This is a genomic window from Pseudoalteromonas sp. SG44-8 (assembly GCF_014164125.1).
Lineage (GTDB): Bacteria > Pseudomonadota > Gammaproteobacteria > Enterobacterales > Alteromonadaceae > Pseudoalteromonas > Pseudoalteromonas rhizosphaerae.
In genome coordinates, this window is the sequence record NZ_JACJEQ010000006.1 from 194,161 (window position 1) to 207,880 (window position 13,720).

Here is a 13,720-nt window from a genome sequence, read left to right on the forward strand (position 1 = left end):
AAGTCCTTAAAACGCTAACTTCAGGTACCAATTTACATTGGCATAATACGCTTTATCAATATCGAGATTATCGGTCTGTATATTAAAACCAAAATAATCGTTCTCAATACCCAGCAAAAATGCTTCACTTTTTATTTCATAACCACCAATAACTGCCCAATGATCCCAAAAGTGCATGCGTGCTTTTAATTGAGAAAACGTATCTTGATCAAATTGTTTAACCATCAGCTCTGAAGAAAACAAATCATTAATACGATAATCCGCATAAACCTTAACGCGCACCGGCATATCAAATTTATGTGTAACTTCATTACCATACTCTGACGTTGCTATGCGTATTGTAGGCTCAGTAGCAATATCGCCATCATCGTTTTCAGTAAACGGGAGCTCTGTTGTATAACCATTTGCAAAACCACTTTTTTTATACTCGGTTTCATACAGTAAGTCTTGTGCGAGAAGGCCGATGGTTAAGTCTTGATTTATTTTCCAATTAACTGCTAAATCAACGCTGTACCCTAAGCCGGATGGGTTCTCATCAGGAGTAAATCGCTTAAATAAAATATCTTTCGAAAAATAAGAGTCAACTGTTAATGCGCCTTGGATCTCATCACTATAAACTGTACCTTCTACATTTATATCTTGAAAATGCGTACTAGCAAAAACCGTTAATTTAGGCGTTATTGTTAATGCGTCAGAGTCTAAAAATTTGAAATCATATGAAACAAACAATCCATTGGTGGTTGATTGCTTACCGTCTAGGTAATAAACATAATTTCTATCTTCAAAAGGAAGGTCATTTTTTTCGGTATGAAAGTAAACAGCAGTATCCGGATCAAAACTTAAAACATAATCAAAACGACTTTGATAACCGACTTTAAAATTTCCATAACCAACGCCAAACTCAAACACATTATAAGTAAATGCGCTATCACCTGATGTAAGTGGAGCATCAAAGTCGTCAATAAAGGCAGTGACAGGTTGTGCTTCTGTATACACTTCTGAATCGAATGTGGTAAAGACTTGAAACTGCTCTGCAGCGTAACTAATAGGGGTAATTAAAAAAGCGGAAAATCCTAACGTGAGAATTTTTTTTTTCATACTTATTTCACTTGTTATTATTTAAGAGGGAGAACGACTCTCCCTCTTATTTTTACGTTACTTCGATGAATCTAAAAAACTAATATCAGTGTAATCGATAACTTCACCATCAATATACTCTACAGAAATACCATTTGTGATCTCTGTTACTGTACCAAACTTCATCATCGCACCTGCGAAGTTAGCATTTACGCTACCCATAAAGTCCTCACCCTCTTCTGCCATCAAAGATAGTGTATAGCCAATACTATTATGTAACTCGATCTCAACGGCATAATTATCATTTTCATTTGCCCAATCAACAGATAACATCGCAGTGAAATCAATATCACCTGTAACACCTGTTGCGCTGATCATGCCAAGCTCTGTTACATCTGCGCCAGATATGCTTAATGTACCAATAAATCCTGAATCACCGTCAACTATTTCAACACGACTCCAGCCATCTACTGATAACACATTTCCATCAACAGCCGTATCGCTTGAAACTTCCTCTTCAAAGTTAATTACTAAACAAGAATCTGATAGATCTATAGGAATAGTCCCACTGTTAGCGTCGATACAATTCTGTAAAGCCTCACCCATATCATCAAGTGTTTCAATACTAACTTTTGCACCATCAACTGTTTCAATCATACCGCCAAACGCAAATACAATTGCTTTATTATTGATAGAACCATTAACGTTGATCTTATCGCCATTTTCACTATTAACAAGATTTAGCTCTAATGCATCTTTATCAAAGCTATACGTCCAATTAGGATATCGTGTAGAAACAACACCAGTGGCTTCATCTCCTAAGTCCCAAGCTTCTGTTAGCACATCATAAATAACTTCGGCAGTATCAAATAATGCCCGACCGCCTGTTTTCGTTACCAAAGTTGCATTTCGAATACTCTCAGTGCCTGCTTTAACATCAACTAATACTGTAAATGTTGCAATTGCTGCTTGGGCATCAGATTCAAGTGAGGTTGCACTGCTCAAAGCAGTATCTGCTTCGTTGCTAACGCTTGTGGCTAATGTAGCACTGAGTTTAGCTTCTGCAGATAAATTTGTAGCAATCTCTTTATCACTCGCTTCAGCGGCAATATCCATTAATGCAGCAGCAGCAACCTCAGCTTGTACTGCCGCATTAGCGAGTTCGGCTGCTTTTGCACTAGTCGCTGTAGCCACGGTAATTGCAGCTTGAGCGGATGACAAAGCAAGTTCTGCATTAGCTTTGTTGTCAATCGCTGCAGCGGCAACTGCAATCATAGCTGTTGCTAAATCACTTTGCGCAATCATTGCCGCAGAATCAGCAGCATCTAGGTTATTGCTTGCGATAGTCACATTGCTTTTTGCAACGTCGATATCGATGCCTAATGCAGTCACAGCCTCATTAGAGCGAACCACCTCAGCATCAATCCCCGTAATTAAAGTTGAAACCGCTGCGAGTTGGGTTGCAACAGCGCTACTTAACGAGTTTGCTTTATCAACTAATTGTTGATATTGCTCACCTAAACTTGCGGCGGTTGTTGCAATCCCTTGTGTTGAAGCAAGTGCAGCAGAAAGCTCTACTTGTAACTGGCTATATTCCGCCTTGCTCCCTGATAACGTAAACACATCAGCACTGTAAGCCAAAACCTGCTCGGTTGTTTCTAAACCAGCATCACCCAACGTTTTCACTTTTGTCAATTCAGCAGTACCAACAGCGATTGAGTCGGTAGACGTAGTTAATGCAGCAGTTGTTGCAGTAACTTGTAATTCTAACTCAGCCGCTACTTTAGCTGTTAGATCATCACCAGCATCACAGTTATCTTCACAGCCAATTTTCTCTAATGCTTTTTTAACTTCTTTTGCGGTTTCTTTTAAATCTTTATCAAGCCCTTTATCTTTTGCTTTTGCTTGCACATCTTCAACAGCTTTGGTGGCTTTATTTTTGAGTTTTGCAATTTCATCAGGATCGGTAATACCTAAGTTTTCAGCAACTTTAGCAAATGCTTCATCAATACCTTCACCTGTAACTACTGCGGCAAAAATAAGGCTGGTATTCTCAACTGCTTTTTGTAACTCAGCTGCAATCTTCTGGACAATTTCATTGTCACTGTTGCTTACTTTGCCTTCTTTAACAGCTGCAGATAGACTTGCAATCAGGTCTTTTAATGAGCCATTGGCACCCGCCCCCGCGACAGACTGCAATGAAACGGCAGTTTGAACTAATGCCAAAGTACCTGCATCCAGTGAATCACCTTCGCCAATATCACTGAAATCAACCGCACCACCAAGAGAAATATCACCAAGTAAAGAAGCGGCTTTAATTGCTGTATCAGGCCCTAATACTTGAATTAATGTTTTTAAACTTGCCGCTGCAACTGCTTCATCTGAGACTGCTGAACCATCTTTAGCACCGTCTAACAACATTTTTGCTGCGATACTCGTATATAAAGTCACATTAGCAAAGTACTGCTGCACACCAGTACCATCACCCTCCGCGAAATTAATACCACGAGCACTTGCTGGTGCTGGTGAAGCTTTAATAAACTTAACAACTTGTAATTCAAGATCATCTTTGTACCATTCGCCAAAATCAATCGCGGCATCGCCATTATTGATCATCCCAGCGACTTCAGATGCTGCTGGGGTTTCATCATAGCTGCCACAACCGGTAAATGAATCACACTTGACCATGCTGTCATCTTCTTTCGACGTACTCACCGTAATATAAAGCGGACCCGAAAAGCCGTCTTCTAGATAAATATTATAGGCACCACTGGTTGACGTCATTGTCTCTGTTGGATTAGCTGCCGCAACCAATGCCAATGCTTTGGCATCAGCGTCTGCTTGTGAAGTTGTCGATTCTGCAGTATAGCTTGCATCAGATGCAGCCTCTAAACGATAAGCTACTGGGACAGATTCCCCCGCATCATCAACAGTAGATACTGTCACTTTGGCATTTTTTAACGCGCCTTTTACAGCTTTCCCCGATACTTGGGTATTAAAATTAGTGCTGACTTCGCCTTTGTATACTGTAACTGGTTCAGGCTTGTTATAGTTATTATCATTTTCTGAGCCACAACCGGTCAGGCCGAGAGTCAATGCAACCGAGGCTGCAATTGGGGTAAATTTAATTATTCTTTTCGCCATGAAAATCTCCTAGGGTGCTTGTTAGCAAATAGCATTACTGAAATCGTAGCCTATATTAATATCAACAGTCATTTAAGTTAAAATTATGTATAAAACCGTATCAAATTAACGTAATTAACCACATTATTATTACATGTTATCAACTTACCACCAATATATGACAATTTATAAAAAAATGTAATTTTAATTACACCTGTAAATATGCATCTAACTAGCACTGCCATTTTTAACACAAGTTAAAAGAAATAAAATAAAAAACATTTAAAAACAAAGAATTAAAAAAACACTGTTTTTTTTTGAAACTCATTGAGGGACTAACTTTAGGGGAAATATCAACCAAAGAATACAATTTGACGCAATGCTGTTTACATTTTTTCACATAAATATGGATGTAAAAGTGGCCTGACTGCCACTTTTAGTTTTATTTCACTAATTAATTGACCTCAGGTACTCGGACAACGCCTTCCATTAGCACACGAGCACTGCGACTCATACTGGCCTTGGTAACCTGCCACTTACCGTTTTGAAGTATCGCTTGCGCGCCTACAGTTAATGTACCTGACGGATGACCAAAGTTAACTTCGCTCAACTGACCGCCACCAGCTGCAAGATTAACGAGCGATCCTGCTATCGCAGCTGCGGTGCCGATTGCAACAGCGGCAGTACCCATCATGGCATGATGAAGTTTCCCCATCGACATGGCACGTACCAGTAGGTTGATATTATCACTGTGAATTTCTTTACCGCTTGAAGCTAGATATGTCATCGGTTTATTAATAAATGCCACTTTTGGTGTATGTTGACGCGCTGCCGCCTCACTAATATGAGCGATCAAGCCCATTTTAACTGCCCCATGCGCTCTAATAGACTCAAGCTTAGCTAATGCTTGTTCGTCATTATTTATATCATCTTGAAGTTCAGTGCCGGTATAGCCGATATCTGCTGCATTAACAAAAATAGTAGGGATACCCGCGTTGATCATAGTGGCTCTAAGTACACCAAACTCAGGGACTGCTAGTTCATCTACCACATTGCCTGTTGGAAATAGCGCACCATCGCCATCCGCTGGATCAATGAACTCTAATTTCACCTCAGCGGCGGGAAATGTCACCCCGTCGAGTTCAAAGTCACCCGTTTCTTGTACTTCACCGTTAGTCATTGGCACATGCACTAAAATGCTTTTTTTAATATTAGCTTGCCAAACTCGCACTATAGCCATACCGTTTTCTGGAATACGGCTAGCATCAACAAGACCATTACTAATTGCAAATGCGCCAACTGCAGAGGTTAAATTGCCGCAGTTCCCGCTCCAATCAACAAACGCTTTATCAATAGCAACTTGGCCAAATAAGTAATCAACATCGTGATCAGCTTGCTCACTTTTACTTAAAATAACGGTTTTACTGGTACTAGAAGTAGCCCCCCCCATACCATCGGTTTGTTTGCCATATGGATCTGGGCTACCAATCACTCGCAGCAATAAATTATCTCGCCCAGAACCTGCCACTTGTGCAGCCTCTGGTAAATCGCTGAGATTAAAGAATACCCCTTTACTAGTGCCACCGCGCATGTAGGTGGCAGGTACTTTAATTTGTGGTTTAAATGTCATGACTGTTTTCCTTATACACTTTGCGTGGCTTCTAAAAAGTCTTGAGCAAAGCGTTGTAATACGCCACCTGCAGCATAAATGGATAGTTCTTCTTGAGTATCAATACGGCACTTTGTTGGCACATTTAATACTTCACCATCAGTGCGGGTAATCGTTAAATTAACGCTCGCACCTGGTGTTAACTCACCAGTTACATCGTAACTTTCACTACCATCTAGCTTAAGCGTTTTACGGGTGGTACCCGCTTTAAATTCCAGCGGTAATACACCCATACCAATTAAGTTAGTACGGTGTATACGCTCAAAACCTTCTGCAGCAATAACTTCAACGCCTGCTAAACGCACGCCTTTGGCTGCCCAATCACGAGAAGAACCTTGGCCATAGTCAGCTCCTGCAACAATAATTAATGGTTGTTTGCGCTGCATATAGGTTTCGATTGCTTCCCACATCCGAGTAACTGTGCCCTCAGGCTCAATACGGGCATATGAGCCTTGTTTCACTTCGCCATTTTCAATCACCATTTCATTAAGTAATTTAGGATTAGCAAAGGTTGCACGTTGCGCAGTTAAATGGTCGCCGCGGTGCGTTGCGTACGAGTTAAAGTCTTCTTCTGGCACACCCATATGCGTTAAGTACTCACCTGCTGCACTACTGGCCATAATTGCATTTGACGGTGATAAATGATCAGTTGTGATGTTATCGCCAAGTACCGCTAATGCGCGCATACCTTTCATGGTACGCTCACCAGCGAGTGCGCCTTCCCAATATGGCGGGCGGCGAATATAAGTACTTTGTGGGCGCCAATCGTAAAGTGGGTCGTTATCTTCACCGTAATCAACGGTTAAATTAAACATCGGCTCGTAAACCTTCTTATACTGCTCAGGTTTTACGCTTTGTTTAATCACTGCGTCAATCTCTTCATCTGATGGCCAAATATCTTTTAAGGTTACGTCATTGCCCTGCTGGTCTTGTCCGAGTACGTCTTTTTCAATATCAAAACGAATAGTTCCTGCAATGGCATAGGCAACTACTAATGGCGGAGACGCTAAAAATGCTTGCTTAGCGTATGGGTGAATACGGCCATCAAAATTACGATTACCAGAGAGCACAGCCGTGGCGTATAGGTCGCGATCAATCACTTCTTGTTGAATAACGGGATCAAGCGCGCCACTCATACCGTTGCACGTAGTGCACGCAAAGCCAACAATACCAAAACCAAGTTGCTCTAATTCTGACAGTAATTTGGCATCTTCAAGATACGATTGCACTGTTTTTGAACCCGGTGCTAATGAGGTTTTAACCCATGGTTTGCGGGTTAAGCCCTTCGCATTTGCATTACGCGCAATAAGACCAGCTGCTATGACGTTACGTGGATTACTGGTATTCGTACAACTAGTGATAGCAGCAATAATACAGGCACCATCCGGCATTAAACCGTCTTCATTTTCAACAACCCCAGAGATCCCCTGCGCTGCCAAATCACTGGTTGAAACACGGCGATGCGGATTTGACGGTCCAGCAATATTGCGGCCAACGCTTGATAGATCAAATTTTAATACCCGATCGTACTGCGCTGTTTTTAGGCTGTCGCTCCACAGACCGGTAGTTTTTGCGTAGTTTTCAACTAAGGCAATTTGCTCTTCTTCACGTCCTGTTAGGCGTAAGTAATCAATGGTCATCTGGTCGATATAAAACATCGCTGCGGTGGCACCAAATTCTGGTGTCATATTTGAGATAGTAGCGCGATCGCCTAATGTCAATGCATCTGCGCCTTCACCATAAAACTCTAAATAGCTTGATACGACACGCTGGCCACGTAAAAACTCAGTGATCGCAAGCACGATATCCGTTGCTGTAATACCCGGTTGACGTTTGCCACTGAGTTCAACACCAATAATATCAGGCAAACGCATATAAGAGGCTCGGCCAAGCATCACGCTTTCGGCTTCAAGGCCGCCAACACCTACTGCAATGACACCTAACGCATCAACATGCGGTGTGTGGCTATCAGTACCGACTAAGGTATCAGGAAAAGCAATCCCATCGCGGCTTTGGATCACCGGCGACATTTTCTCAAGGTTGATTTGATGCATAATGCCGTTACCCGGAGGGATCACATCAATATTTTTAAACGCAGTTTTAGTCCAATTAATAAAGTGGAAACGGTCATCGTTGCGTCTATCTTCAATAGCGCGGTTTTTTTCAAAAGCATCAGGATCAAACCCTGCGTATTCAACGGCTAATGAGTGATCAACAATCAGCTGTGTTGGTACTACTGGGTTAACTTTAGCTGGATCGCCGCCTTTGGCTGCAATGGCATCACGCAAGCCAGCTAAATCAACCAGCGCTGTTTGTCCCAAAATATCGTGACAGACTACGCGCGCGGGATACCAAGGGAAATCTAAATCTTGTTTGCGTTCGATAAGCTGCGACAGTGCTGCGGTTAGCATTTGCGGCTCACAGCGGCGTACTAAATTCTCTGCTAAAACACGTGATGTATAGGGTAAGGCTGCGTACGCACCAGCCTTAATTTCATCAATTGCAGCTTGGGTGTCAAAATAATCGACATTAGAGTTAGGTAAGGGTTTTCTGTATTTAGTATTGTTTATGATAGTCATTACAAGACTCGCTAATTTGGTGACGGTGGTCGCACACGTATAGCGTGTTTAAGGGATGTATGAAAAAAGAGGCCTTAAAAACTATGCGCTAGTGGCAATGTGCAAAAAATAAAAGGTGAGCGTATTTTCGCCCACCTTTAATAGTCTTAACGTGATTCGATTGGCGTATAACTACGCGCTTCTGGCCCAGTGTAATCTGCACTTGGGCGAATAATACGGTTATTAGCGCGTTGCTCTTTTACGTGTGCGGTCCAGCCTGTTACACGGCTCATAACAAAAATAGGGGTGAATAACTTAGTTGGAATGCCCATAAAGTGATACGCCGATGCATGGAAAAAGTCTGCGTTACAAAATAACTTCTTCTCACGCCACATAATTTCTTCACAGCGCACCGATACTGGATAAAGTACCTCGTCGCCTAGCTCTGCAGCGAGTTTTTCAGACCACTTTTTAATGATCACATTACGTGGATCTGATTCGCGATAGATTGCGTGACCAAAGCCCATAATTTTATCTTTACGCTCCAGCATGCCCATGATTTCTTGCTCTGCATGGTCTGCATCTTTAAAGCCTTCAATCATATCCATTGCCGCTTCATTCGCGCCGCCATGTAATGGGCCACGTAACGTGCCAATGGCACCTGTTACACAAGAGTGAATGTCAGATAATGTCGATGCACAAACGCGACCAGTAAAGGTTGAGGCATTAAATTCATGCTCTGCATATAAAATCAGCGATACATTCATCACTTGAGCAAATAACTCTGATGGCGCTTTATCATGTAGTAGCGTTAAAAAATGCGCGCCAACTGAGTCATCATCAGTTTGTGTTTCAATACGCACACCGTCGTGAGTAAAACGATACCAGTAACAAATAATGCTTGGGAATACCGCAACCATACGGTCAATGGCATCATTAGCCTGACTAAAGTCATGCTCCATTTCAAGGTTACCTAGCATAGAGCAACCTGTACGCATGACATCCATTGGGTGCGCGTCTTTTGGAATGTTTTCAAGTACAGTTTTCAGTGCCGGTGGTAAACCACGTAAACTTTTTAGTTTAGCTTTGTATTCGCTAAGCTCTGCAGAGGTCGGTAATTCACCGCGCGAAAGCAGGAAAGATACTTCTTCAAACTGCGCTTTTTCAGCAAGCTCTGCAATGTCGTAACCACAATACGTTAAGCCTGAACCGGTTTGCCCTACTGTACAAAGTGCTGTTTGGCCTGCTACTTGTCCGCGAAGTCCTGCGCCGCCTAATGCTTTATCTACCATGATGTGTCTCCTGTTGAATTTATTATTATTTATTAGATTTTGCTGAAAAAAGGTTATCGAGTGTATTTTCATACGAGTGATAATCTAAAAAGTCATAAAGCTCAGCACGTGTTTGCATATTTTCAATTTGGCTCTGTTGAGAGCCTTCATTTAAAATTGCTGAATAGACGTTAAGTGCCGCTTTATTCATTGCTCTGAACGCGCTGAGTGGGTAAAGCACCATTTCTACGCCTACATCACTTAGTTGCTCTTTAGTATAAATTGGCGTTTGGCCAAACTCAGTAATGTTAGCCAAAATAGGCACATTAATCGCTTTGGTAAAGGCTTGATAGTCGGCAAGATGGTGTACGGCTTCTGCAAAAATCGCATCGGCGCCGGCTTCAACACAGGCTGCTGCACGTTCAATCGCGGCATTTAAGCCTTCTTTTTGAAACGCATCAGTACGCGCCATAATGTAAAAGTCACTGTCAGTTTTAGCATCAACAGCTGCTTTAATACGGTCAACCATCTCGCTTTGCGAGACAATTTCTTTATTCGGGCGATGGCCGCACCGCTTTTGCGCTACTTGGTCTTCAATATGAAACCCCGCCGCGCCGGCTTTGGTCATCTCTTTGACTGTGCGAGCAATATTAAATGCTCCACCCCAACCAGTATCGGCATCAACAAGTAATGGTAAATCGCTGGCACCTGTGATGCGGCGAATATCTTCCAAAACATTATCAAGACTGGTCATCCCCAAATCAGGCATACCAAATGAAGCATTCGCGACACCTGCACCTGAAAGGTAAATTGCTTGATGACCCATTTTTTCAGCCATCATCGCCGTGTAAGCGTTGATTGTGCCGACGACTTGTAATGGATGATTATTGGCAATCGCCTGTTTAAATTTTAATCCTGCTGACATTACATTCTCCTAACTTTGAACGGGGTTGCTTTATGACAACTTATATTTTTTAATGGTTTAATATGACGTTTTTACTGCTCCACGCGCTCATTTTGCGCGGCATGTAAATTAAACTTCGTTTGTATATTGGCTTGCGATGCACTGATATGGCGCTTCATCAATAACTCAGCTAATTCCCCATCATGGTTTTCAATCGCATTAATAATGGCTAAGTGCTCATCAAACGCTTTTGATACGCGAGGCCCAACCATGCCCATTTGCACACGATACATACGAATTAACTGATAAAGTCCGTTACTCAATAAGTGAATAAGGTGGTCGTTTTTACTGCCTTTAATAATGCGATAATGAAAATCCAGATCGCCGGCTTCTTGATAGTAAGACTCACCCTCTTTTACACGTTGTGTTTTCAGATGCTGATTAAGTAATTGCTTTAAACTTTGTACTTCATCGGGTGCCATATTGTCGGCAGCTAAACGACACGCTAAACCTTCAAGCGCACTGCGAACTTGATATACTTCTATTAAACGTTCAGCTGTAAGTGCCACAACACGACAACCCACATTCGCTTTACGCTCAACTAAATAACAACTTTCAAGGCGGTTAAGCGCTTCACGAAGCGTTGCACGGCTTACACCATAACGCTTTGCCAGTTCTGGCTCGGATATCTTGCTACCTTGAACAATACTGCCTTCGACAATTTCTCGACGCATATCCACAAATACCTGATCTGAGGCGGTAGTAATAGGTGTTTCACTAAAAGCATCTTGCGTCATTGTTCACCTTCTAAGATTGTCGACAATTTACGGATACACTATGGTCTTTAGCTGTAAATGTGTCAACCCTAAATCAGTAAAAACTGCGTTTAAAAACGGCTATTGTCGACATAAGTATAATAAATAATGTTTAAAAACACTTAAAACACACATTTATGCACCAAGTGTCGACAGGTTTGTATACTTTAAAAGATTATTTAAGGCACTGCTCTGAGCCACTAATAATGCTAGAATACAACTTTAAAATTCTCTGTGAGCACTGCCTTGGACGCCAATACCTATATTCCCCAGCATTTTATAGATGACGTAAAGACCTATTTACCAGCACACCTAACATTGGATGACTTTCTCAATGCCTGTCGCAGACCGCTTCGTAAATCTGTACGTGTCAATACGCTTAAAATGTCGGTTGAGGATTTTCAGCAGTATGCCCTTGATAGAGGCTGGACATTAAGCCCAATCCCATGGTGTAGCGAAGGTTTTTGGTTAGAGCGCAGTGAACATGAAGAGCAAGCTCTGGCACTGGGTAACACGGATCTACATTTAAGTGGCGCTATGTATGTACAAGAAGCCAGTTCGATGCTGCCACCAATAGCACTTAAAGACGCATTAACTGATGCAACTCATGTGCTCGACATGGCATCCGCTCCTGGCTCTAAAACTTCTCAATTAGCAGCATTAATGAATAATCACGGGGTATTGGTTGCCAATGAACTGTCGTCATCTCGTTTAAAAGTACTCAGCGCAACCTTAAAGCGTATGGGAGTTGGCAATTGTGCATTGTCGCATTTTGATGGGGCTATTTTTGGCGATTATATGTATGAATGCTTTGACAGTATTTTACTCGATGCCCCATGCTCTGGCGAAGGTACGGTTCGAAAAGATGCTGATGCCTTAAAGAATTGGTCAATTGAGTCAAACATTGATATTGCCAAAGTGCAAAAAAACTTAATAAAAAGCGCTTTCTATGCATTAAAACCAGGCGGTACATTAGTCTATTCAACCTGTACTTTAACCCCGCTCGAAAATCAGCAAGTGTGCGAATATCTTCTCACTGAGTTTGCAGAGCATCTTGAAATACAACCATTAGATCATTTGTTTGCAGGTGCAGAGCGAGCCACAACCAGCGAAGGCTATTTGCATGTATGGCCGCAAACATTCGACAGCGAAGGCTTTTTTATTGCTAAGTTTAAAAAGCTTGCTAGCTGCGATAATCCAAATCAAAAAGTAAAAAAAGGTGCATTCCCTTTTCAGCCGTTTGACAAAAAATCCAGCCAAGCATTTTACACTGAGCTAAAAAAACAATTTGACCTGACATCACTCAGCGGCTCACTAATGCAGCGCGATAAAGAACTGTGGCTATTCCCTGAGCAGTTTGCCGCCATTGAAAACAAAATAAAATACGCGCGACTTGGTATCCACCTCGGCATGATCCACAAAAATGGGGTGCGTCTTAACCACGAATTTGCCACCGTATTTGGTGGCCAATGTAAGGCTAATGTAATTGCGCTAAGTAACGAGCAGGCCAATGACTACTTTCAAGGTAAAGATATTCGTTTAAGCGAACCTAGCAACGCACTTGGCGAAGTGGTTTTAACCCTTTGTGGCTGTCCGATAGGGCTTGGAAAATGGCAAAAAAATAAAATTAAAAACTCCTTACCTCGAGATTTAGTACAAAACACTCAACTGATCAGCTGGTGATAATAATAAGGTGTGGATAAGTTGGCAACAACCAATGTATAAAATTTAAGCTTTGCGCTTCGTTTTAAGACAAACAGTTGTTTTATAAGCAGTATAAAAAATCATCATTTATTGGGTTTTTTTACATATGTTAACTACACTTAATATTACTTTCTACTTCTCCCTTAATGAACTTAGAAGGTGTTTTTAAAGTTAGCGCAGGCTCATTAGAGCCATCCCCTAAGCCCAGAACAATGCGGATTCGTTCTGGGCGTTTTTTTGTCTATAAATAAGCTATCGTCTTGAAATTTATTCAGTCACTTAGGTAATCATTGCTTTATTACACATAACTTGTTTCTATATATAGACTAGGCGTGTTGACCTTTGTGGATGGAAATTTGTTCAATCTAGGGTCGATTTAATCGCGGCGCGAGGTTTGTAACCTAGTGGGCTAAGTAAAAACCGAGCAAAGCTTCCGCGTCCTGCTCACGCCCCTTACTTACATCCATGTAAGTAACAAAGAGTTAATCGCCCCTAGGAAGAACCCTTTGGGCAGCGCATGTTTGGAATTTATACTGCGTTATCGCCTATTTATGGGGAACAACCACACTACATAGGCTCTGCCTTGCCTAAATACCAAA

General features: G+C 41.8%; 8 protein-coding genes. 1 reads left to right on the forward strand and 7 read right to left on the reverse strand.

Translation table 11 applies throughout. The features are described 5' to 3' along the window. Positions 1 to 6: 6 nt before the first annotated feature. The 7 genes from H5163_RS07630 to H5163_RS07660 form a co-directional block, all read right to left on the reverse strand. Entirely contained in the window at positions 7 to 1,098 is a 1,092-nt protein-coding gene (locus H5163_RS07630) for a hypothetical protein (protein ID WP_182734853.1), read from the reverse strand. Positions 1,099 to 1,155: 57 nt separating this feature from the next. Beyond that, positions 1,156 to 4,221, reverse strand: a complete 3,066-nt coding sequence (locus tag H5163_RS07635; protein WP_182734854.1) for a hypothetical protein — start codon at positions 4,219 to 4,221, stop codon at positions 1,156 to 1,158. A gap of 433 nt (positions 4,222 to 4,654) precedes the next feature. Then, complete coding sequence (prpF, locus tag H5163_RS07640) at positions 4,655 to 5,830, reverse strand: 2-methylaconitate cis-trans isomerase PrpF (protein WP_145233606.1); 1,176 nt, start codon at positions 5,828 to 5,830, stop codon at positions 4,655 to 4,657. 11 nt (positions 5,831 to 5,841) lie between these two features. Further along, positions 5,842 to 8,448: a Fe/S-dependent 2-methylisocitrate dehydratase AcnD gene (gene acnD, locus H5163_RS07645; protein WP_182734856.1), complete on the reverse strand. Its 2,607-nt coding sequence runs from the start codon at positions 8,446 to 8,448 to the stop codon at positions 5,842 to 5,844. A gap of 146 nt (positions 8,449 to 8,594) precedes the next feature. After that, positions 8,595 to 9,719 (reverse strand): 2-methylcitrate synthase, encoded by a 1,125-nt coding sequence (gene prpC / locus H5163_RS07650; RefSeq protein WP_145233600.1) that lies wholly within the window; start codon positions 9,717 to 9,719, stop codon positions 8,595 to 8,597. Between the two features lie 25 nt (positions 9,720 to 9,744). After that, complete coding sequence (prpB, locus tag H5163_RS07655; RefSeq protein WP_182734857.1) at positions 9,745 to 10,623, reverse strand: methylisocitrate lyase; 879 nt, start codon at positions 10,621 to 10,623, stop codon at positions 9,745 to 9,747. 71 nt (positions 10,624 to 10,694) lie between these two features. Further along, on the reverse strand, positions 10,695 to 11,399 hold the full coding sequence (locus H5163_RS07660) for a GntR family transcriptional regulator (RefSeq protein WP_182734859.1): 705 nt from the start codon (positions 11,397 to 11,399) through the stop codon (positions 10,695 to 10,697). A 264-nt stretch (positions 11,400 to 11,663) separates the two neighbouring features. Here H5163_RS07660 and rsmF point away from each other — a divergent pair, with 264 nt between their 5' ends. Next, positions 11,664 to 13,100 carry a 16S rRNA (cytosine(1407)-C(5))-methyltransferase RsmF gene (rsmF, locus tag H5163_RS07665; protein ID WP_145234083.1) on the forward strand — a complete coding sequence of 479 codons (1,437 nt, stop codon included), beginning with the start codon at positions 11,664 to 11,666 and terminating at the stop codon, positions 13,098 to 13,100. The last annotated feature ends 620 nt before the right edge of the window (positions 13,101 to 13,720 follow it).